This window comes from Bacillus sp. 0209A, from assembly GCF_036765095.1.
In the GTDB taxonomy this organism is placed as follows: domain Bacteria; phylum Bacillota; class Bacilli; order Bacillales; family Bacillaceae; genus Bacillus; species Bacillus subtilis_G.
Genome location: NZ_JBAIZV010000009.1, coordinates 1 through 20,486, shown reverse-complemented (window position 1 = coordinate 20,486; position 20,486 = coordinate 1). Strand labels below are relative to the sequence as shown.

The window sequence follows — 20,486 nt, the reverse complement described above, 5'->3', positions numbered from 1 at the left end:
ATAGCTAAAATACCGAGTCAAACTTTTTTTGCTTTTATGATATAATAGCCTTTCTTTTTTTGAACGACAGAAACTTCATCGAACAATTCCTCGAGCTTTTCAATGGCAGAAGGCGCGCCTTGTTTTTTCTGTATGACGATCCACAACTCACCTGAAGTTTTTAAGTGTTCAGCGCTTTTCTCAAAGATAGCATGGACAACTTTTTTTCCGGCTCGGATTGGGGGATTTGTAAGAATAGAAGCAAATGTTTGAGCAGAATCAACGTTCGAAAACAAATCACTCTGATAAATCTTAACGTTTGTTATTCCATTTTGTTCCGCATTTTCATTTGATAGCTCTACGGCTCTCTCATTAACGTCAATCATGTGGATGGTCCGGTCTTTAAAGTCGCTGGCGAGCGATAAACCAATCGGGCCGTACCCGCAGCCAACATCCAGAATGCCGCCCTCAACTTCAGGCTCTTCAAAAGAATCAATCAGCAGGCGGGAGCCGAAATCAACTTCCTTTTTAGAAAAAACCCCGCTGTCGCTGGTAAACGTGAAATCTTTTTTACGAAGCCTAAAAGACCAGGTTTGCTTGTTGCTTTTAACTGAAGGTTTATCTGAATAATAATGCTCACTCATTATTAGAACCTCCTTTTGTAATGGCATAAAGAATGGCAAAGAAAAAGCCCGCCTCATAAAAGCGAGCTCCCCCTACAGGTAAGTGAAGATTACTTAACTTCTACAGAAGCGCCAACTTCTTCAAGTTTAGCTTTAAGCTCTTCAGCTTCTTCTTTAGCAATACCTTCTTTAAGTGGTTTTGGAGTGTTGTCAACAAGTTCTTTAGCTTCTTTCAAGCCAAGACCAGTGATTTCACGTACAACTTTGATAACTTTGATTTTTTGAGAACCTGCACCAGCAAGGATAAGGTCGAATTCGCTTTGCTCTTCAGCAGCTCCGCCTGCAGCAGCTCCGCCAGCTACAGCTACAGGAGCAGCAGCAGTTACGCCAAACTCTTCTTCGATTGCTTTTACTAGGTCGTTCAATTCAAGTACAGTTGCTTCTTTAACGGAAGCAATGATTTCTTCGATATTTAAAGCCATTTGTAATTCCTCCATTTTGTTTTAATTTATGAAAAGATAATTAGATTAAGCGCCTTGTTCTTCTTTTTGTTCTGCCACAGCTTTTGCAGCAAGAGCAAAGTTGCGAACTGGAGCTTGAAGTACGCTAAGCAACATAGAAAGCAAGCCATCGCGTGATGGAAGTTCAGCAAGAGCTTTCACTTCTTCAACACTAGAAACTTTGCCTTCGATAACGCCAGCTTTAATTTCAAGAGCTTCGTGATTTTTAGCGAAGTCATTAAGAACTTTAGCCGGAGCGACAACATCTTCAGTACTGAATGCGATCGCGTTCGGTCCAGTTAAGAAATCATTCAAACCATTAAGCTCAGCTTGTTCAACCGCACGGCGAGTCATCGTATTTTTGTAAACTTTGAACTCAACGTTAGCTTCGCGAAGCTGTTTACGAAGTTCTGTTACTTCAGAAACGGTAAGTCCGCGGTAGTCAACGATGATCGTTGATTTACTTTCTTTCAGTTTAGAAGCAATTTCTTCAACAACAACTTTTTTTGTTTCAATTGCGCTGCTCATGGTTACACCTCCTGTAGATTCTTGTGTAACACTTATACCGTTAGGTGATCACGACCGAGACGACGGATTCCATATAAAAAGCCTCCATGAGACATGGAGGCTGTATATACAAGCATACGTAACGTAATAGCTGTGATAATATACACCTCGGTAGGAAGATTAAGCGGTTAGGCCCCTACTGTCTACGGTATAAATGATATTCTATTTTACAACATTTTGAATAATATCAGAATGTTGATGTCGTGTCAATATTATTTTACGTTGAAAGTTGAAGAGTCTACTTTGACACCAGGTCCCATAGTAGAAGTTACCGCAACGTTTTTCACGTAAACGCCTTTTGCTGCAGCAGGTTTAGCTTTCAGGATTGTATCGTACATTGTTGTGAAGTTCTCAACAAGTTTTTCATCCTCGAAAGAAACTTTACCGATAGGAACATGAATGTTTCCAGCTTTATCAACACGGTATTCAACTTTACCAGCTTTGATTTCGCCGATTGCTTTTTCAACTTCGAAAGTAACTGTACCAGTTTTAGGGTTTGGCATTAAACCTTTTGGTCCAAGTACACGGCCGATTTTACCAACTTCACCCATCATGTCAGGTGTTGCTACGATTACATCGAAATCGAACCAGCCTTGTTGAATTTTGTTGATGTAGTCAGTATCGCCAACGAAATCTGCACCAGCAGCTTCAGCTTCTTTCGCTTTTTCGCCTTTTGCGAAAACGAGAACGCGCTGAGTTTTACCAGTTCCGTTTGGAAGCACAACTGCTCCACGGATTTGCTGGTCGTTTTTACGAGGGTCAACCCCTAGACGGAAAGCCACTTCAACTGTAGCGTCGAATTTAGCTGTGTTTGTTTTTTTAACGAGAGCTACTGCTTCAGAAACGTCGTAAGCTTTTGAACGATCTACAAGCTTAGCAGCTTCAGCGTACTTTTTACCTTTTTTAGCCATTTTAAAATTTCCTCCTTATGTGGTTATAGCGGAATAACCTCCCACGAATAAGGGTTGCGAACTTGTTAAAACTCGCAACCCGACAAGAAACAAATTAATCCTCGATTACAATACCCATACTACGGGCAGTACCTTCAACCATGCGCATTGCCGCTTCAACGTCTGCTGCGTTTAAGTCAGGCATTTTCGTTTCAGCGATTTCGCGTACTTTATCGCGCTTAACGGTTGCCACTTTATTACGGTTTGGTTCACCAGAACCAGACTCAATTCCAGCCGCTTTTTTAAGCAATACAGCAGCAGGTGGAGTTTTTGTAATAAATGTAAATGAACGGTCTTCGTAAACCGAAATTTCAACAGGAATAATTAAACCAGCTTGGTCAGCTGTACGAGCGTTGAACTCCTTACAGAATCCCATGATGTTAACACCGGCTTGACCAAGTGCAGGTCCAACTGGTGGTGCTGGGTTAGCTTTTCCAGCAGGAATTTGCAATTTTACAACTTTTACTACTTTTTTAGCCACGAGACACACCTCCTTAAGTCCGTGATGTGGTAATAGGGTAAACCCTCCCACTCAAGGTTTCATTCTTTATATGAATGACGAAATATCAAGCTAGTTGCCTTGGATAAGTCCAAGACGTACCTTTGCTATATTATCATTTATATATAGCAATTTCAAGTTTTTTCACATTACAATTTATCGATTTGGGTAAATTCCAGCTCAACCGGCGTTTCCCGGCCAAACATATTAACGAAAACTTTGACCTTGCTTTTATCATAATCAATCTCTTCAATTGACCCAGTAAAGTTAGCAAAAGGCCCGTCTATTACTTTCACTGTCTCTTTCAGTTCAAAGTCAATGTCCGTTTTGCGTTCGTCCATGCCCATTCTCTTCAGAATGGTTTCTGCTTCGCCCGGAAGAAGCGCCGTAGGTTTTGAACCAGAGCCGGCAGATCCTACGAAACCAGTAACACCCGGCGTGTTGCGGACAACATACCAAGAGTCGTCTGTCATTACAATTTCAACAAGCACATAACCAGGGAATACTTTCTTTTTCACCACTTTTTTCTTGCCGTTTTTGATATCCGTTTCTTCTTCTTCAGGTACGACTACACGGAAAATTTTATCTTGCATCCCCATTGATTCAACACGTTTTTCCAAGTTGGCTTTTACTTTATTCTCATAACCAGAGTACGTGTGAACAACATACCAATTCTTTTCCATTCTCTTCAGGACTGTCCAGTCCTTCCCTCCCCGCATTTGGTTTTAGTGAATTACCATAACGCTCAAAAAATAGGCGTCAAGCCTATGATAACTTTCATTTTAAGCCACAATAAAAAACCCGCTGAACGGGTTTTGGCAAGTGATATTATGATCTATTATAGCACGTATTGCTGATCATTATTCAACTATTAAACGAATTAATTGAGAAATTCCTGTATCAAGGAGGGCAAAAAAGATAATAAAAAAGATAACTGTTGAAATCACCGTAATGGTATAACGCGTTAACTCTTTTCCTTTAGGCCAGCTTACCTTTTTCATTTCTTTCCCAACATCTTTAAAGAATCTCATAATACGCATGTAAAAGACCTCCACAATTTAAAAGCGCAAAAACTATTTTGTTTCAAGATGAGCTGTATGTGAATTGCAAGTACTGCAGTATTTCTTTACTTCTAATCGCTCAGCCGCTGATGCAGAGCTCTTCATTGTCGTATAATTACGGTTTCCGCAAGTCTTGCATGCCAAGGTAATCTTTTTTCTCATGTCATTACACCTTTTTCTAAATAGACATTAGTTCTTATCTTTAGTAACATATCACAGTCAGAAAAATACTGTCAATATCACTTAAATCCCTATCAAAAACTGATTTCGCGAATTTCCAAGTACTTCTCCAGCTTGCGTTTCACACGCTGAAGGGCATTATCGATCGATTTCACATGCCGGTTCAGTTCATCAGAAATCTCTTGGTAACTTCTCCCGTCAAGATATAAGACGAGTACTTTTCTCTCTAAATCACTTAATATTTCTCCCATTTTCATTTCAATATCATCAAATTCTTCCTGGTTGATGATCATTTCCTCAGGATTTAAGGTTTTCGCTCCTGAAATAACATCAAGCAGCGTTCGGTCTGATTCTTCATCAAAAATCGGTTTATCTAATGAGACGTAGGAATTCAAAGGAATGTGTTTCTGGCGAGTAGCTGTCTTTATTGCGGTAATAATTTGGCGGGTAATACATAATTCTGCGAAAGCTTTGAATGAGGTAAGCTTGTCCTCTTTAAAGTCGCGAATAGACTTATAAAGGCCTATCATACCTTCCTGAACAATATCCTCTCTGTCCGCTCCTATTAAAAAATAGGATCTTGCTTTTGCCCGAACAAAGTTTCGGTACTTCGTAATCAAGTAATCTAACGCATCACTGTCCCCAACATGAACCTTTTCAATGACCTGCTCGTCCTCCAACTGACAAAACTGTTCTTTGTTGAATTTTCCCTTGTTGTTCTGTAGATTCACTCCGATCCCCCCGGCGCACGTAGATAGAAATATTATACAGTATTGGGCAAAAAAGCGTCAACTTAATCTAAGTCCCCCCGCCTCCACTTTTCAAACGTTTTCAAAACCTCTTCTGATAAAGCAATTTTACCCGCCGGCTTTTCGGAAGTGATTTTTCTGACCCGTCTCTCTATTCGCCTTTCAATCGCTTCTACCTCTCTCAAAAGCTCCCGGGCCGATTTCCGCAATGCCCCCTGTCCGAAAATCGCCCACTGTTCAGTATAATCAGAGGTCGCGACATGAATTTGAGTCGCGATATTATTCAACGCCTGAGCAAGCTTTTCTATCCGCTCATCAGCCGTTTCATTTTCTTTTGTAAAAATCACTTCAACTCTGTGGTTGGTCTGTTTTTTCTCAAGCCCTTTTACGAGATGCGCGTCAAAAACAACAATAACCCTGTTTCCTGTATACGATTGATATTCCGCCATTTTCTGAATCAGTACGTCTCTCGCCTCTTCAAAACTGTTCGCTTTTAAATCCTTCAGCTGCGGCCAGGCTCCAATCATGTTGTATCCGTCTACTAACAGGATATCCATAAGTCTTTATTCTCCCAGAGGGTTTCGTTTCCGATAGACTTCATACATCAAAAGACCAGCCGCTACAGATGCATTCAGTGAAGTTACCTTCCCGGCCATCGGGAGTTTAATGAGAAAATCACACTTTTCTTTAACGAGGCGGCCCATTCCTTTTCCTTCACTTCCGATAACTAAAGCCAAAGGCATATTGCCGTCCATATTGCGGTAATCCTCACGCGCAGACGCATCCGTTCCGACAACCCAGATACCCCGCTCTTTCATCTCTTCTAACGTTCGTGCCAGATTGGTTACTTTCACCACAGGGATATGCTCGATCGCGCCTGTTGATGCTTTTGCCACTGTTGTTGTCAGCCCGACAGCTCTCCGTTTTGGAATCACGATGCCATGGGCGCCTACCGCATCAGCTGTTCTCATAATGGAACCAAGATTATGAGGGTCTTCAAGTTCGTCCAAAATAAGGAAGAAAGGCTGTTCATTTCTTTCTTCGGCTGCTTTATATAAATCATCCAGTTCCGCATATTCATAAGCGGCAACCTGTGCCACTACGCCTTGATGCTGCCCTGTCACCATTTGATCGAGTTTTTTTCTCGGGACATATTGAATCGTGATTCCCTGCTTTTTCGCAAGTTCAATCACCTGCTGTGCTTGTCCCTTTACGGTGTTTTCCGCCATCCACAGCTTATACAGCTTCCGATCTGATTTTAACGTTTCGATCACTGCATTTTTTCCTATGACGTAATCATGTTGCTGACTCATTTGTTTTCCTCCCTGACGTCCCGAATTGTATAGCTTCGGCAACGAGCTGACTAAGTCTATCCTCTTTTTTCTCTAGAAAAAGGTAGCCAAGCAGCGCTTCAAATGCCGTACTGTAGCGGTACGTCTGAACATCTGTATTTTTAGGTGTCGTTCCCGACTTGGCATTTCTGCCTCTTTTCAGCACCGCTTCCTCTTCTTCCGTAAAAAATGATTGATCCTGCAGAAAGAATAGGATCTCAGCCTGTGACTTTGCCGAAACAATCCGGCTTGATTTCTTATGAAGATCATTTGGTTTGGTAAAGCCCTGCTTAAGCAGGTGATGCCTGACATACACTTCAAAAATGGCATCACCTATATAAGCAAGCGCAAGACCGTTAAGCTGCTTTGAATCTTTTATCGTCTCAAAATCAAGCATCCGTTATTCTCCCCGTTTCCAGCGAGTGCCTTGAGCCGTATCTTCAAGAATGATATTCATGCTTTTCAGCTGGTCGCGGATCTGATCTGACAATGCAAAATCGCGATTCCGGCGCGCTTCATTTCTTTTTTCGATTAAGTCTTCAATCTCTTGATCAAGCAGTTCCTGCTCCCCCAATGAAAAACCGAGGACAGAAACAATACGGTTAAACATCTCAATAAACGCCGTAATCACATGATCAGCCGTATGATCTTTCTGAAGATAATAATTAGCATGCTTCGCTAAGTCGAATAAGACAGAAATGGCATTCGCCGTATTAAAATCATCGTCCATCGCTTCTTCGAATGCTTTGCGGTGCTCTTCCACTTTCTCCAGCCATTGATCGTCATCTTCCGTTAAATTCGTACTGCTGTTCAGACGGTGCTGAAGGTTGCTGTACGCTGTTTTTAAACGGTTAAACGCACTTTTGGTATTCTCCAAAAGTTCTTCTGAATAGTTAATGGGATGACGATAATGAACAGATAGCATAAAGAATCTTAAAAGCTGCGGATCATGCTGTTTAATGATGTCATGCACAAGCACAAAGTTGCCCAGTGATTTTGACATTTTTTCATTATCAATATTGATATAGCCATTATGGAGCCAGTACTTCGCAAACGTTTTGCCTGTCAGCGCCTCAGATTGCGCAATTTCATTTTCATGGTGAGGGAAGGTTAAATCCTGTCCGCCCGCATGGATATCAATCTGGTCACCCAAATACTTTTTCACCATCGCTGAGCATTCAATGTGCCAGCCCGGACGTCCTTTACCCCAAGGGCTATCCCAAGAGATTTCTCCGTCTTTCGCCGCTTTCCACAGCGCGAAATCAAGAGCATCTTCTTTTTTCTCACCGACCCGGATGCGTGCACCTGATCTCAGTTCATCAATTGATTGCTGAGAAAGCTTTCCATACCCTTCAAATGCTCTGGTTTTGAAATAAACGTCACCTTCTGATTCATAAGCGTAGCCCTTTTTCACGAGCTGATCTACGAACTCGATAATCACATCCATGTTTTCCATCACTCGCGGATGAAGGTCGGCTTTTCGGCAGCCGAGCGCACCTACATCTTCAAAGTATGCTTTAATAAAACGCTCTGAAATGGCAGGCACATCCTCACCAAGTTCATTTGCCGCTTTTATTAATTTATCGTCTACGTCTGTAAAGTTAGAGACATACTGCACATCATAGCCTTTATACTCCAGATAATTTCGAACCGTATCATAAACGATAGCGGGACGCGCGTTCCCGATGTGAATGTAATTGTAAACCGTCGGTCCGCACACGTACATTTTCACTTTTCCCTCTTCAAGAGGAACGAATGTTTCCTTCTGTCTAGTCAATGTATTATAAAGTGTGATTGTCATTTTTGATTGATCCTTTCTTTTCTGTCTTCAATTTCTGCCTTCAGCTCTAAAATCTGCTGTTCCAAAGACTTAAAGCGATCAGCAACCGGATCGGGCAAATCCTGATGGTTTAAATCGCGTCTTACTTTCTTGCCATTTTGTACAACGACCCGTCCAGGGATGCCGACAACTGTTGAAAAATCAGGAACGTCGTGCAACACTACTGAACCGGCACCAATCTTTGAGCCTTCACCGACAGTAATCGAACCGAGCACTTTAGCACCTGTGGCTATCAATGCGTCATTTTTAATCGTTGGGTGCCTTTTTCCCTTTTCTTTCCCCGTTCCCCCGAGGGTAACCCCCTGAAAAACGGTGACGTTATTACCGATTTCACATGTCTCCCCAATGACAACCCCCATACCATGGTCTATGAAGAATCTTCTCCCGATTGTAGCGCCGGGGTGGATTTCGATCCCGGTAAAAAATCGGCTTACTTGAGATATAAGGCGTGCAAGGAAATAAAATTTTCGTTTATATAAAGCATGTGCAATCCGATGCGCCCATATAGCATGTAAACCGGAATAAGTTAAAATCACTTCAAAATAGCTTCTTGCTGCTGGATCTTGATCGAACACTGTATCAATGTCTTCTTTGAGCATTCTAAAAAACACATGCTTCCCCCCATTTCTCTCTATCTGATTTCCTCTACCCAATAAAAAAAGCGCCTCTGCATGTAAACATGACAGAGACGCTTTAACCGCGCGGTTCCACTCTGTTTGAAAAGCAGACTTCTGCTCTCCCAACTTCAGCCTGTAACGGCGGCGGCCGCCTTTGAATACTGATTTCGAAAAATGTTCTTCAAAGGTCTTAAGGGCGCACTTCTAAAACCCGGCTCATGGATCTCTCTCAGCCAATGAAGATCCTTTCTGTAATGGCCTAAAGCTTTATACTCTTCCCTGTCAACAATCATCTATTTAGATGTTTTTAAACGCTGAATCGCAATCTCTTTACCGATCAATTCAATTGATTGCGGCAGTTCCGGACCGTGAGTCTGACCTGTTACAGCAACACGGATCGGCATAAACAGTTTTTTCCCTTTATGGCCAGTTTCTTTCTGCACTGCTTTGATCGATGCTTTGATGTTATCCGGAGTGAACTCCTCAAGTTCTTCAAGCTTCGCAGCGAATGTGCTGAGCACTTCAGGAACCTGTTCCTCTTCCAGAACAGCTTTTGCTTCTTGATTATACTCGATCTTATCCGTAAAGAACAAATCAGTCAGCTCAACAATCTCCGCACCGTAGCTTAATTGCTCATGGTAAAGGGAAATCAGTTTACGAACCCATTCTTGTTCTTCAGCAGAAAGCTCAGTACCGACTTTTCCGGCCTTTTGCAAATGCGGAAGAGTCAGTTCAACAACCTGATCAAGATCCAGCTTCTTCACATATTGGTTGTTAACCCATTTTAGCTTATGCATATCAAACAAAGCTGGTGATTTAGATAAACGGTTTACATCAAAAATGTCAATAAACTGTTCTCTTGTGAATAGCTCTTCTTCTCCAACCGGTGACCAGCCAAGCAGACCGATAAAGTTGAACAGCGCTTCTGGCAAGTAGCCAAGCTCTTTATACTGCTCTATGAATTGAATAATGGACTCATCACGTTTGCTGAGCTTTTTACGGCTTTCATTGACGATCAGCGTCATGTGTCCGAACTGAGGAACATCCCATCCGAATGCTTGGTAGATCATAATCTGTTTCGGTGTGTTAGAAATATGATCCTCACCGCGCAGCACATGTGTCATTTTCATTAAGTAGTCGTCAATAGCTACCGCGAAGTTGTAAGTCGGCGTTCCGTCTTTTTTCACAATAACAAAGTCGCCAATGCCATCTGACTCGAAAGTAATTTCGCCTTTTACGATATCATTGAAGGCGATGACTTTTCCTTCCGGCACGCGGAAACGAATACTCGGTTTTCTGCCTTCAGCAATAAATTTCTCCTGTTCTTCCTGAGTCAGATTTCTGTGTTTTCCGGAATAGCGCGGCATTTCTCCGCGGGCAATCTGTTCTTCACGCTCTTTTTCAAGCTCTTCTTCCGTACAGTAACATTTATAAGCAAGCCCTTTTTCAAGCAGCTCTTCATAGTACACTTTATAGATATCGTTACGCTCTGACTGACGATATGGACCGTATTCACCGCCGACATCGACACTCTCATCCCAGTCAATACCGAGCCATTTCAGATAATTCAGCTGGCTTTGTTCTCCGCCCTCAATATTGCGCTTTTTATCAGTGTCCTCAACACGAATAATAAACTTACCGCCTTGGTTGCGGGCAAATAAATAATTAAAAAGCGCCGTTCTGGCATTTCCAATATGCAAATGTCCGGTTGGACTCGGTGCATAACGGACGCGTACTTCGTTTCCCATTTTCAAATACTTCCTTTCATGTCATGTATGGCCTCAGGCTAAAATGTATGAATCTATTCTACCACCAAATACACCCGGCATCAAAACAAGTTAGCCTTTTTGTATCAGTACTGTCGCTTGAGCCGCTATTCCTTCCGCCCGGCCTGTAAATCCAAGCTTTTCTGTCGTTGTTGCTTTTACATTCACTTGAGAAACGTCTGCATCAAGCCCTTCGGCGATTCTTTTTCTCATATCTTCTATGTACGGCAGCATCTTCGGCTTCTGTGCAATGATGGTGCAGTCAATGTTTCCAAGAACATAGCCCTTCTGTTTCACGATCCCCCAGACATGCTGAAGTAATTTGAAAGAATCTGCGTCCTTGAATTCAGGAGCAGTATCAGGAAAATGCTTGCCGATGTCACCTTCTCCCACAGCTCCCAGACAGGCGTCAGCGACGGTATGCAGCAATACGTCTGCATCAGAATGGCCGAGCAGCCCTTTTTCATAAGGGATCTCAATTCCGCCAATAATCAAAGGACGGCCCTCAACTAATTGATGCACATCAAATCCTTGTCCAATTCTAAACATGTTTATTCCCACTTTCTGAGTCCATGATCGCTTCAGCTGACGTCAAGTCGTCTGGCGTCGTCAACTTAATATTTGTATACCTGCCTTCTACAACACGGACCGAAACGCCTTCCATCTCTTCAACGAGGCTGGCGTCATCTGTCCCTAAAAATCCCTTGTGCTCGGCCTCAGCGTGAGCCTTTATCAATAAAGAAAGACGAAAAGCTTGTGGTGTTTGGACAGCCCACAAGCTTGAACGTTCAATCGTCTCACTGACTTGTAAATCTTGAACGCGTTTAATCGTATCTTTTACCGGGACAGCGAGGATGGCCGCTCCTGCTTGTTCCGCTTCATCGACCAATTCGTCAATTTGTTCATGTTTTATAAAAGGCCGGGCGCCGTCGTGAACAAGGACTATCTTTTCTTGTTTCACGGCTTTCAGCCCCTTATAAACACTGTGCTGACGCTCATCTCCGCCTGCAACAAGCTCAATAGCGGTTTGAAAACGATAATTGGTCAGCAATTGCTGAAAATCCTCCCGCTCCCGCTCATTAATCACCAAAATGATTTTTTCGCACGGCTGGTGGCTGTCAAACACTCTTAACGTGTGTATGATCACCGGGTCTCCTTTCAGCTCAATGAACAGTTTATTTCTCCCTGCCTTCATCCGTTTTCCCTGTCCGGCTGCAAGAATCACCACATCATAACTCATTGTTTTTTCTCCCTTTACAGCGCCTTCTCCAACAGCTTAGGCTTAGCAAAAATCATTCGTCCCGCTGCTGTCTGCAGCACACTTGTAACGAGTACATCTATATGCTTTCCGATATAATTGCGTCCTTCTTCAACGACAATCATCGTACCGTCATCCAAGTAGGCAACTCCCTGATTATGCTCTTTCCCGTCCTTAATGACCTGAACATTCATTTCCTCGCCAGGAAGCACGACAGGCTTGACCGCATTGGCAAGGTCATTAATGTTTAATACCGCTACCTTCTGAAGCTCGCATACTTTATTTAAATTAAAATCATTCGTCACGACGACCCCTGATGTCAGCTTAGCGAGTTTGACGAGCTTGCTGTCAACCTCCTGAATATCTTCAAAGTCGCCTTCATAAATTTCAACTTCAATGTCTAATTCTTTCTGAATGCGATTCAGGATATCAAGACCGCGCCGTCCTCTGTTCCGTTTTAGAACATCTGAAGAGTCAGCAATATGCTGTAATTCCTCAAGGACAAACTGCGGAATCACGATAATCCCTTCTAAAAAACCAGTCTGACAAATATCTGCAATTCTCCCATCAATAATAACACTTGTGTCCAAAATTTTCAGCTTCTTGTCCTCAACCTCATGTTCTTCATCGGCTGGTCCTTTTTTCTTTTGCATTCTGGCGGAAATGGAAAACAGACTGATCAATTCATCCTTTTTCTTAAAGCCCACCTGGAAGCCTAGATAACCGAGGAAGAAAGCTAAAAACACAGGGATGATTGTGCTGAATATGCGGTAAGGTATATTGTCTAAAGGAATAACATTTACGATAAGATAAGCAATTATAAGTCCAAAAACCAAGCCAAGACTTCCAAACAACAAATCTGGAACCGGCGCTTTTAACAATGAATCCTCTATCCACTTCATCCAGTTCACAACGTAATCTGTACCCCATATACTGATGAGAAAAAAGATAATTGCTCCTATTGCCGCAGACGTATATGCGTTTGTTATTAAAGGTATGTCCTGTATACTTAACAGTACAAACAATTCAGGTATTAAAAATATACCAACAACGCCGCCGAAAATAATGAAGAACGCCTGAACTATTCGTTTTAACATACCCCCACCTCCTTTTTTAAACATTTTATTTTCACAAGATTTTATGCATCCTACGAATATCAGAATAAACAAAAACCAACATTAATATACCCGTTTTCATAAGGTTTTAACCGAAATCACAGCTGTCTGTCTAAATAATGCTTCTCTTGCAGCCGTTTTAATCCTTTTTTAATCTTTTGGGCTCGTACTTCGCCGATTCCCTCTACTTCATCTAAATCTTCTGCACTCGCTTCAATAATCCTTGGGAGAACTCCAAATGCTTCTACAACATTTTCCACTATCGGCATAGGAAGACGCGGGATCTTATTTAACAGCCTGTATCCTCTTGCCAGTACATAATCATCAAGATTTGTAGAAGCCGGGTAACCGAGCAGTTTATAAACAATGGAATCATCCAGCAGATCATAGCTGGACATATCCTGCAGCTCTTTCAAGAGAACAAACGGGTCTTTAATTTTTTCTTTCACATAATCCTTGATAAATAAAGCCGCCTCTTCTTCCATATCCGTAATCAATTCAATGACTTGCAGTTTAATCAAATGGCCTTCTGTTCCAAGCTCTTTGATATACATGTTGATTTCGTTTTTGATTCGCAGCACCATTTCATAACGATGCATGACGGACAAGACATCACTGAAGGTAACAAGCTCCTCAAACTCTAATGCATTCAGTGCATTAATCGTTTTGTCGAGGATTGTCTTATATTTTTCAAGTGTTTGAATGGCTTGGTTCGCTTTGGTTAAAATAAATCCTATGTCTTTTAGTGTATACTTCATGTTTTCCTGATATAACGTTATGACATTTCTTCTTTCAGAAATAGCGATCACGAGACAGCCAGTTTGCTTAGCTACTCTTTCGGCGGTTCTGTGCCGCATTCCTGTTTCTGATGAAGAAATTGTGGCTTCAGGCATCAGCTGTGTATTGGCGTATAGGATCTTTTGACCAGAATCACTTAAAATAATCGCCCCATCCATTTTAGCCAGCTCATATAAGTGTGCCGGAGAAAAAGCAGTGTTAATATGGAAACCGCCATCCACAACTTCTTTTACTTTATCGTTATATCCAACAACAATCAGACCGCCTGTATTTGCTCTCAGTACATTTTCGATTCCAGCTCTGAGCGGAGTACCCGGAGCAACAAACTGCAATATAGATGACAGGTCTAACTCGTGTTTCGCCCCTTTTTTCTCTTTTTCCATCTATTATCCTCCTAATGAAGTACGAAGCGCCTCTGCAACATTTGCTACTCCGATAACCTCAATCCCTTTTGGTTTTGTCCATCCATCCAGATTTGCCGCGGGTATGATCATGCGTTTAAAACCAAGCTTAGCAGCTTCCTTCACACGCTGTTCAATTCTTGAAACCCGCCGGACTTCTCCGGTTAATCCCACTTCACCTATAAAACAATCGGCAGGATTTGGAGGTGTATCTCTAAAGCTTGACGCGATACTGATCGCAATGGCAAGGTCAATTGCCGGTTCATCAAGCTTTACGCCGCCGGCCACTTTCAAATAAGCATCCTGATTTTGCAGCAGCAGCCCAACTCTTTTTTCTAACACGGCCATTAACAGCGAAACCCTGTTATGGTCTATTCCCGTTGCCATACGCCGCGGATTGCCAAAGCTTGTCGGCGAGATAAGCGCCTGGATTTCAACGAGAATCGGCCTTGTGCCTTCCATAGAGGCAGTTATACTCGAGCCTGCAGATCCCGCTGAGCGTTCTTCCAAGAAAATTTCTGAAGGATTCAAAACCTCGGTGAGCCCCTCTTCGCGCATTTCAAAAATACCCATTTCGTTTGTAGAACCAAAACGGTTTTTTACAGCCCGCAAAATACGGAAGGTATGGTGACGTTCTCCTTCAAAATATAAAACAGTGTCAACCATATGCTCCAACAATCTCGGCCCTGCAATAGACCCTTCTTTTGTCACGTGTCCTACGATAAAAATCGGAATGCCTTTTGTTTTGGCGATTTTCATCAGCTCAGCCGTACATTCTCTGACCTGTGACACGCTGCCGGGAGCCGATGTGATATCGCTTTGGTAAACCGTTTGAATAGAGTCAACAACGACAAACGCTGGATTCATCTCTTGTATAGCAGACGAAATATACTCCATATCGGTTTCAGATAAAACATGCAGCGACGGACTATTAATGCCGAGACGGTCTGCTCTAAGTTTCGTTTGTTTGACCGATTCTTCTCCCGAAATGTACAGCACACTGTTCGATGAGTCTGATAATTGAGCAGAAACTTGCAGTAATAACGTTGACTTTCCGATACCGGGATCTCCGCCGATTAAAACAAGTGAGCCTTTAACGACACCTCCGCCGAGTACCCTGTTAAATTCGCCAAGCTTGGTTTTGACGCGGGGTTCATCTGATGTTTCGATTGATGTAATAGGTGAAGGTTTCTGTACAGTTTGAACAGAATGAGAAAAAGCCGCTCTCCGATTGGCCGGTGCCTTTTTAATCATTTCTTCCACCATTGTATTCCAAGCACCGCAGCCCGGACATTTCCCCATCCATTTTGGAGACTCATAACCGCAGGATTGGCAGATGAATTTCGATTTTGTTTTAGCCATATATAGTGTAAGACCTCTCCCTTGTTCTATTTCTTGATATGAAAGTGAGGCATACACTTACATGCTGTATGCCTCATTTTCGTCTTCTATATTAATTCGTTTTAGCAGTCGTTTTTACGACAATTTCGCCGTCTTCTACATCGAGAACGATATGCTGTCCTTTATGAATATTTCCTCTGAGGAGTTCTTCAGATAAACGGTCTTCTACATGTTTTTGGATAGCTCTTCTTAACGGACGGGCACCGTATTCCAGATCAACACCCTCTTCCGCGACTTTCGCTTTTGCAGCATCTGTCAATTCGATAGAAAGATCCTGTTCTTTCAGACGTTTCGTTAATTGGTCAGACATTAATGACACGATTTCAGTAAGGTGTTTTTTCTCAAGTGAATGGAAGACAATGATTTCATCAATCCGGTTGATAAACTCCGGTCTGAACGCGCGTTTCAGTTCACCCATCACTTTATCTTTCATGTCTTTATGATTTTGCGTCTCATCCTGAACGTTAAAGCCGACATATTTATTGCGTTTCAGTTCACTTGCTCCGACGTTTGATGTCATAATCAGAATCGTATTGCGGAAATCGACTGTACGTCCTTTAGAGTCAGTCAAACGCCCGTCTTCAAGAACTTGCAATAAAATATTGAAGACATCTGGGTGTGCTTTCTCAATCTCATCAAGAAGCACCACAGAGTACGGTTTTCTTCTTACTTTCTCTGTTAATTGACCGCCTTCATCGTATCCCACATATCCCGGAGGTGAACCGACAAGTCTTGAAGTCGAGTGTTTTTCCATGTATTCAGACATATCAATTCTGATCATGGCTTCTTCATCGCCGAAAATGGATTCAGCAAGTGCTCGCGCCAGCTCTGTTTTACCCACACCTGTAGGGCCTAAGAAAATGAATGAGCCGATTGGGCGTTTAGGATCTTTTAACCCTGCTCTTGCGCGTCTGACTGCTTTTGCAACAGCGACAACCGCTTCATCCTGGCCGATGACACGGGAGTGAAGAATGCTCTCCATATTGAGAAGCTTATCTGTTTCGGTTTGAGCGATTTTAGATACTGGCACACCAGTCCAGCTAGATACAACCATCGCAATATCATCAACAGTAACCTCTGAGTTTTCCTGCCCTTGCTTCTCTTTCCATGATTTTTTTGTATCCTCTACTTGCTCGCGCAAGCGCTGCTCAGTGTCGCGCAAGGAGGCCGCTTTTTCAAACTCTTGGCTCTGCACCGCCGCATCCTTCTCTTTACGAACCTCATCAAGCTTCTGTTCAAGCTCTTTTAAGTTAGGAGGCGTGGTAAAAGAGCGCAGTCTAACCTTTGAACCCGCTTCATCAATCAAGTCAATTGCTTTATCCGGAAGGAAACGGTCAGAAATATATCTGTCAGAAAGCTTAACCGCAGCTTCAATGGCATCATCAGTGATAGAAACACGGTGGTGGGCTTCGTATCTGTCACGCAAGCCTTGTAAAATTTGAATGCTTTCATCTGCAGATGGCTGATCAACCTGGATTGGCTGAAAACGGCGTTCCAATGCTGCATCTTTTTCAATATATTTACGGTACTCATCAAGAGTCGTCGCTCCAATACATTGAAGTTCGCCGCGAGCAAGTGAAGGTTTTAAAATATTAGATGCATCAATGGCACCTTCTGCTCCGCCCGCTCCGATTAAGGTATGGAGCTCATCGATGAATAGAATGATGTTTCCTGCCTGGCGAATTTCATCCATGACTTTTTTCAGGCGATCCTCAAATTCACCGCGGTATTTAGTGCCGGCAACAACTGTTCCCATGTCTAATGTCATCACGCGTTTATCGCGTAAGATCTCGGGAACTTCGTTATTAATAATTTGCTGTGCCAAACCTTCTGCGATTGCAGTTTTACCTACACCTGGCTCACCAATGAGAACAGGGTTGTTTTTCGTTCTTCGGCTTAACACTTCGATTACACGCTGAATTTCCTTGCTTCTGCCGATTACAGGGTCTAGGCTGTCTTCCTTCGCAATAGCAGTTAAGTCTCTTGCCAAGCTATCAAGCGTAGGCGTATTCGCATTGCTGTTTGTTCCTGTCGCTGATGATCCTGTTTCATTGCTTCCGAGAAGCTGGAGCACTTGCTGTCTAGCTTTATTTAAGCTGACGCCGAGGTTATTCAGAACTCTTGCAGCAACACCTTCACCTTCGCGAATCAGACCAAGAAGAATATGTTCTGTTCCAACATAAGAATGACCTAGTTTTCTTGCCTCATCCATTGAAAGCTCAATGACCTTTTTAGCTCTTGGAGTGTAATGAATCGTTTGAGACATTTCCTGCCCGCGACCGATCAAACTTTCAACTTCTTTTTGAATTTTATCTGAACCAAGTCCAAGCGCTTGTAGAGCTTTAGCGGCAATCCCTTCTCCTTCTCGTACCAGTCCTAATAAAATATGCTCAGTGCCAATGTTATTATGACCTAAACGAAGTGCTTCTTCCTGTGCAAGCGCCAGTACTTTTTGAGCTCGTTCTGTAAATCTTCCAAACATCATATCGATTCATCCTCCTGTCTTTTCCCATTCATTTCCAAGTGAAGCCGTTCTCTGATGAGAGCCGCTCTTCGAATGTCCCTTTCGTTCGGACGCAAAGCGCCTCCCGAGTACTGCTGTAAAAATCCTGGCTGTGTCAAAATCATTAGTTCATTAAGTATGTTGCTTGAAAGTCCTTTAATAATGCCTAGATCTATGCCTAACCGGACATCCGAAAGGCACTTCGCAGTCTCTTTCGACTCTATCATCCGACAATTGGACAAGACCCCGTAAGATCGATACACCCGATCCTCAAGTTCTATCTTAGAGGTTTGATAAAGCGCTTCTCGGGCAGATCGTTCTTGTTCAATCAGCTGGGCAGCAACACTGTTAAGGTCATCCACAATATCCTGCTCTGGCTTACCAAGCGTAATCTGATTTGAAATTTGAAAGATATTCCCTACTGCTTCGCTGCCTTCCCCATAAATTCCTCTAACAACTAAGCCTAATTGATTAATTGCCGGTATAATTCGATTTATTTGCCTAGTTAAAACCAATGCCGGCAGATGCATCATGACTGAAGCCCTTAAACCCGTACCTACATTTGTAGGACAGCTGGTTAAGTATCCTCTTTGCTCATTGAATGCATAATCAACTTTTTCTTCAATCCAGTCGTCGACCTGGTTTGCGGCTTTCATTGCTTCTAAAAGCTGAAATCCAGGAAAAAGACACTGTATTCTAATATGATCCTCTTCATTTATCATGACGCTTACTTCCTCATTTTCAGAAAGCAAACAACCTCCAAAAGGGGATTCTGTCAGATTCGGACTGATGAGATGTTTTTCCACTAATACACGCTTTTCTAAAGACTGTGCATCATGCATTCTGATCAAAACGAATTTGCCGATTTCGGGAATTTCTTGTCCTGAAAACTGATCTTCAAACTGCTGTATGATGGATGAGGCTTCTTCATTGGAATACCGCGTAGGGAACCGTATATGTTCAAAGTTCCTTGCTAAACGTATGCGGCTGCTGAGTACAATGTCACTTTCAGGTCCTTTCTGCTTCATCCAACTGCTTAGTGCGTCCTGAATAAAATGCTTTAGCGACATTACCCCTGTTCCTCCTCACTATCTGTACTTTTGAGTGATTGCTCTAATGAACGAATTTGATCTCTCACATGAGCTGCGTTTTCAAATTCTTCTTGATGAATTAAGGATTCTAATTCTTTTTTAAGCATGTCAATCTGCCGTCTGACATGGAGATTGCCACCTATACGTTTCGGTATTTTTCCAGCATGCACAGTGTTTCCGCTGTGCACTTTACGTAAGATAGGTGTAATGTTGCTACGAAATGTTTTATAACATTCAGAACATCCAAAACGGCCAATTTTTCTAAATTGCTGAAAGGTCATTCCACATTTCGGACAAGCAGATATTTGCTCCGATTGACTGAACATTTGAGTTCCTGCTTTTTGAAATGAAGAATCCATGTTCAGCAAACCCGAAAGTAAATTATGAATAGAGAAACCGTGATTTGCACTTATACCATATGAATCACTATTTTCTTTGGCACATTGTTCACAAATATGAACTTCTTTTTTCTCTCCGTTATCAACCTTTGTAAAGTGAAAAGTGGCTGGTCTCTCGTGGCACTCTTGACAAATCAATCTTTTCACCCGCTTATTTTAATTTTAAAGAAGTCAGCATAGCCTTCATCATTCTTGCTCTTAATTCATCACGTTCAGGCAAGTCAATGTATAAAACCGAGCGGTCCATCACGCTGACCATCATTTTTGCTTCTCTTTCTGAAATCACCTTGTCTTCTAATAGCCTTATAATAATGTCATCAGAGGCTGCTTGAGACAAATGGGTATTAATTTGAGAAATAATATTATTGATCAGGACAACTTCACTGTTCATTTTAATTTTAATAATTCTGATGTAACCGCCGCCCCCGCGTTTGCTCTCAACAATATAACCTCTCTCACTTGTAAATCTGGTGTTGATGACATAATTTATTTGGGAAGGAACGCATTGAAATTTATCTGCAATTTCGCTTCGTTTAATCTCTAAAATTTCCTTGCCATTTTGATCTAACACTCGTTTTAAATATTGTTCAATGATGTCAGAAATATTATGTCCCACTCAACCCCCTCCTTTACTGACTTTGACTATATTTGACTTTAATCTTACTATAAGGCGTTTCTCGAGAATTTTCAACTTTCTCGCTCTATCCTTTATTATTTCCACTTTCTCGGCCCATAAAACCTGACCACCGATTTAAAATTCAGTGTAAAGTTATTATATTATACAATTAAATGAAATTTTATGATACCAACAAACCAGAATACAAAAAAGAGCAGCTCATATGAGCTGCTCTTTTTTCGA

Annotated in this window: 24 protein-coding genes and 2 other annotated features; all 24 genes read right to left on the bottom strand. The window is 42.2% G+C overall.

All coding sequences use genetic code 11. The annotated features are described in order from the left end of the window. Window positions 1-17: 17 nt before the first annotated feature. The gene (locus V6D44_RS20155; RefSeq protein ID WP_253268769.1) at window positions 18-623 is read right to left on the bottom strand and encodes a class I SAM-dependent methyltransferase; all 606 of its coding nucleotides are present in this window, start codon (window positions 621-623) and stop codon (window positions 18-20) included. An 89-nt stretch (window positions 624-712) separates the two neighbouring features. Then, complete coding sequence (gene rplL / locus V6D44_RS20150; protein ID WP_003156436.1) at window positions 713-1,084, bottom strand: 50S ribosomal protein L7/L12; 372 nt, start codon at window positions 1,082-1,084, stop codon at window positions 713-715. 45 nt (window positions 1,085-1,129) lie between these two features. Then, window positions 1,130-1,630 carry a 50S ribosomal protein L10 gene (gene rplJ, locus V6D44_RS20145; protein WP_087991682.1) on the bottom strand — a complete coding sequence of 167 codons (501 nt, stop codon included), beginning with the start codon at window positions 1,628-1,630 and terminating at the stop codon, window positions 1,130-1,132. 65 nt (window positions 1,631-1,695) lie between these two features. Continuing rightward, window positions 1,696-1,836 (bottom strand) — a sequence feature (ribosomal protein L10 leader region). A gap of 45 nt (window positions 1,837-1,881) precedes the next feature. Further along, window positions 1,882-2,580, bottom strand: coding sequence for a 50S ribosomal protein L1 (gene rplA / locus V6D44_RS20140; RefSeq protein ID WP_010327718.1), 699 nt, complete (start codon window positions 2,578-2,580; stop codon window positions 1,882-1,884). A 94-nt stretch (window positions 2,581-2,674) separates the two neighbouring features. Beyond that, window positions 2,675-3,100 carry a 50S ribosomal protein L11 gene (gene rplK / locus V6D44_RS20135; RefSeq protein ID WP_003156430.1) on the bottom strand — a complete coding sequence of 142 codons (426 nt, stop codon included), beginning with the start codon at window positions 3,098-3,100 and terminating at the stop codon, window positions 2,675-2,677. A 167-nt stretch (window positions 3,101-3,267) separates the two neighbouring features. Continuing rightward, window positions 3,268-3,801: a transcription termination/antitermination protein NusG gene (nusG, locus tag V6D44_RS20130; RefSeq protein WP_010332761.1), complete on the bottom strand. Its 534-nt coding sequence runs from the start codon at window positions 3,799-3,801 to the stop codon at window positions 3,268-3,270. Window positions 3,802-3,978: 177 nt separating this feature from the next. Continuing rightward, window positions 3,979-4,158 carry a preprotein translocase subunit SecE gene (gene secE, locus V6D44_RS20125; protein WP_010327716.1) on the bottom strand — a complete coding sequence of 60 codons (180 nt, stop codon included), beginning with the start codon at window positions 4,156-4,158 and terminating at the stop codon, window positions 3,979-3,981. Window positions 4,159-4,191: 33 nt separating this feature from the next. Next, complete coding sequence (gene rpmG / locus V6D44_RS20120; protein WP_003156421.1) at window positions 4,192-4,341, bottom strand: 50S ribosomal protein L33; 150 nt, start codon at window positions 4,339-4,341, stop codon at window positions 4,192-4,194. A gap of 92 nt (window positions 4,342-4,433) precedes the next feature. Continuing rightward, a complete protein-coding gene (gene sigH / locus V6D44_RS20115; RefSeq protein WP_087991681.1) occupies window positions 4,434-5,090 on the bottom strand; it encodes an RNA polymerase sporulation sigma factor SigH in 657 nt (218 codons plus the stop codon). Between the two features lie 62 nt (window positions 5,091-5,152). After that, window positions 5,153-5,665 carry a ribosome-dependent mRNA decay endonuclease Rae1/YacP gene (gene rae1 / locus V6D44_RS20110; RefSeq protein ID WP_003225756.1) on the bottom strand — a complete coding sequence of 171 codons (513 nt, stop codon included), beginning with the start codon at window positions 5,663-5,665 and terminating at the stop codon, window positions 5,153-5,155. Between the two features lie 6 nt (window positions 5,666-5,671). After that, complete coding sequence (gene rlmB / locus V6D44_RS20105; protein ID WP_064814479.1) at window positions 5,672-6,421, bottom strand: 23S rRNA (guanosine(2251)-2'-O)-methyltransferase RlmB; 750 nt, start codon at window positions 6,419-6,421, stop codon at window positions 5,672-5,674. Then, window positions 6,405-6,836 (bottom strand): mini-ribonuclease 3, encoded by a 432-nt coding sequence (locus V6D44_RS20100; protein WP_087991680.1) that lies wholly within the window; start codon window positions 6,834-6,836, stop codon window positions 6,405-6,407. Before V6D44_RS20100 ends, rlmB begins: the two co-directional genes overlap by 17 nt. A gap of 3 nt (window positions 6,837-6,839) precedes the next feature. Next, window positions 6,840-8,240 carry a cysteine--tRNA ligase gene (cysS, locus tag V6D44_RS20095; RefSeq protein WP_087991679.1) on the bottom strand — a complete coding sequence of 467 codons (1,401 nt, stop codon included), beginning with the start codon at window positions 8,238-8,240 and terminating at the stop codon, window positions 6,840-6,842. Next, window positions 8,237-8,890 carry a serine O-acetyltransferase gene (gene cysE, locus V6D44_RS20090; protein ID WP_087991715.1) on the bottom strand — a complete coding sequence of 218 codons (654 nt, stop codon included), beginning with the start codon at window positions 8,888-8,890 and terminating at the stop codon, window positions 8,237-8,239. The genes cysS and cysE overlap by 4 nt, the downstream gene beginning before the upstream one ends. A 70-nt stretch (window positions 8,891-8,960) precedes the next feature. Beyond that, window positions 8,961-9,191: a binding site (T-box leader), on the bottom strand. Further along, window positions 9,190-10,644, bottom strand: a complete 1,455-nt coding sequence (gene gltX, locus V6D44_RS20085) for a glutamate--tRNA ligase (RefSeq protein ID WP_087991678.1) — start codon at window positions 10,642-10,644, stop codon at window positions 9,190-9,192. It overlaps the preceding feature by 2 nt. A gap of 90 nt (window positions 10,645-10,734) precedes the next feature. Beyond that, the gene (ispF, locus tag V6D44_RS20080; protein ID WP_087991677.1) at window positions 10,735-11,211 is read right to left on the bottom strand and encodes a 2-C-methyl-D-erythritol 2,4-cyclodiphosphate synthase; all 477 of its coding nucleotides are present in this window, start codon (window positions 11,209-11,211) and stop codon (window positions 10,735-10,737) included. After that, window positions 11,204-11,902 carry a 2-C-methyl-D-erythritol 4-phosphate cytidylyltransferase gene (gene ispD / locus V6D44_RS20075; RefSeq protein WP_333516844.1) on the bottom strand — a complete coding sequence of 233 codons (699 nt, stop codon included), beginning with the start codon at window positions 11,900-11,902 and terminating at the stop codon, window positions 11,204-11,206. The genes ispF and ispD overlap by 8 nt, the downstream gene beginning before the upstream one ends. Window positions 11,903-11,916: 14 nt before the next feature. Further along, window positions 11,917-13,017, bottom strand: a complete 1,101-nt coding sequence (locus tag V6D44_RS20070) for a PIN/TRAM domain-containing protein (RefSeq protein ID WP_087991675.1) — start codon at window positions 13,015-13,017, stop codon at window positions 11,917-11,919. Window positions 13,018-13,133: 116 nt separating this feature from the next. Next, entirely contained in the window at window positions 13,134-14,216 is a 1,083-nt protein-coding gene (gene disA, locus V6D44_RS20065) for a DNA integrity scanning diadenylate cyclase DisA (RefSeq protein WP_087991674.1), read from the bottom strand. A gap of 3 nt (window positions 14,217-14,219) precedes the next feature. Continuing rightward, the gene (radA, locus tag V6D44_RS20060; RefSeq protein ID WP_087991673.1) at window positions 14,220-15,596 is read right to left on the bottom strand and encodes a DNA repair protein RadA; all 1,377 of its coding nucleotides are present in this window, start codon (window positions 15,594-15,596) and stop codon (window positions 14,220-14,222) included. 91 nt (window positions 15,597-15,687) lie between these two features. Continuing rightward, the gene (clpC, locus tag V6D44_RS20055) at window positions 15,688-18,120 is read right to left on the bottom strand and encodes an ATP-dependent protease ATP-binding subunit ClpC (protein ID WP_087991672.1); all 2,433 of its coding nucleotides are present in this window, start codon (window positions 18,118-18,120) and stop codon (window positions 15,688-15,690) included. Continuing rightward, window positions 18,117-19,208: a protein arginine kinase gene (locus V6D44_RS20050; protein ID WP_087991671.1), complete on the bottom strand. Its 1,092-nt coding sequence runs from the start codon at window positions 19,206-19,208 to the stop codon at window positions 18,117-18,119. The genes clpC and V6D44_RS20050 overlap by 4 nt, the downstream gene beginning before the upstream one ends. Further along, on the bottom strand, window positions 19,208-19,765 hold the full coding sequence (mcsA, locus tag V6D44_RS20045) for a protein-arginine kinase activator protein McsA (protein ID WP_087991670.1): 558 nt from the start codon (window positions 19,763-19,765) through the stop codon (window positions 19,208-19,210). Before mcsA ends, V6D44_RS20050 begins: the two co-directional genes overlap by 1 nt. 13 nt (window positions 19,766-19,778) lie before the next feature. Further along, the gene (gene ctsR, locus V6D44_RS20040; protein ID WP_087991669.1) at window positions 19,779-20,243 is read right to left on the bottom strand and encodes a transcriptional regulator CtsR; all 465 of its coding nucleotides are present in this window, start codon (window positions 20,241-20,243) and stop codon (window positions 19,779-19,781) included. Between the last annotated feature and the right edge of the window lie 243 nt (window positions 20,244-20,486).

Excerpts from the sequence above, each read along its gene's own strand:
- V6D44_RS20155 (WP_253268769.1), bottom strand. The coding sequence starts at position 623 with ATGAGTGAGCATTATTATTCAGATAAACCTTCAGTTAAAAGCAACAAG.
- rplL (WP_003156436.1), bottom strand. The coding sequence starts at position 1,084 with ATGGCTTTAAATATCGAAGAAATCATTGCTTCCGTTAAAGAAGCAACT.
- rplJ (WP_087991682.1), bottom strand. The coding sequence starts at position 1,630 with ATGAGCAGCGCAATTGAAACAAAAAAAGTTGTTGTTGAAGAAATTGCT.
- rplA (WP_010327718.1), bottom strand. The coding sequence starts at position 2,580 with ATGGCTAAAAAAGGTAAAAAGTACGCTGAAGCTGCTAAGCTTGTAGAT.
- nusG (WP_010332761.1), bottom strand. The coding sequence starts at position 3,801 with ATGGAAAAGAATTGGTATGTTGTTCACACGTACTCTGGTTATGAGAAT.
- secE (WP_010327716.1), bottom strand. The coding sequence starts at position 4,158 with ATGCGTATTATGAGATTCTTTAAAGATGTTGGGAAAGAAATGAAAAAG.
- rpmG (WP_003156421.1), bottom strand. The coding sequence starts at position 4,341 with ATGAGAAAAAAGATTACCTTGGCATGCAAGACTTGCGGAAACCGTAAT.
- rae1 (WP_003225756.1), bottom strand. The coding sequence starts at position 5,665 with ATGGATATCCTGTTAGTAGACGGATACAACATGATTGGAGCCTGGCCG.
- rlmB (WP_064814479.1), bottom strand. The coding sequence starts at position 6,421 with ATGAGTCAGCAACATGATTACGTCATAGGAAAAAATGCAGTGATCGAA.
- V6D44_RS20100 (WP_087991680.1), bottom strand. The coding sequence starts at position 6,836 with ATGCTTGATTTTGAGACGATAAAAGATTCAAAGCAGCTTAACGGTCTT.
- cysS (WP_087991679.1), bottom strand. The coding sequence starts at position 8,240 with ATGACAATCACACTTTATAATACATTGACTAGACAGAAGGAAACATTC.
- gltX (WP_087991678.1), bottom strand. The coding sequence starts at position 10,644 with ATGGGAAACGAAGTACGCGTCCGTTATGCACCGAGTCCAACCGGACAT.
- ispF (WP_087991677.1), bottom strand. The coding sequence starts at position 11,211 with ATGTTTAGAATTGGACAAGGATTTGATGTGCATCAATTAGTTGAGGGC.
- ispD (WP_333516844.1), bottom strand. The coding sequence starts at position 11,902 with ATGAGTTATGATGTGGTGATTCTTGCAGCCGGACAGGGAAAACGGATG.
- V6D44_RS20070 (WP_087991675.1), bottom strand. The coding sequence starts at position 13,017 with ATGTTAAAACGAATAGTTCAGGCGTTCTTCATTATTTTCGGCGGCGTT.
- disA (WP_087991674.1), bottom strand. The coding sequence starts at position 14,216 with ATGGAAAAAGAGAAAAAAGGGGCGAAACACGAGTTAGACCTGTCATCT.
- radA (WP_087991673.1), bottom strand. The coding sequence starts at position 15,596 with ATGGCTAAAACAAAATCGAAATTCATCTGCCAATCCTGCGGTTATGAG.
- clpC (WP_087991672.1), bottom strand. The coding sequence starts at position 18,120 with ATGATGTTTGGAAGATTTACAGAACGAGCTCAAAAAGTACTGGCGCTT.
- V6D44_RS20050 (WP_087991671.1), bottom strand. The coding sequence starts at position 19,208 with ATGTCGCTAAAGCATTTTATTCAGGACGCACTAAGCAGTTGGATGAAG.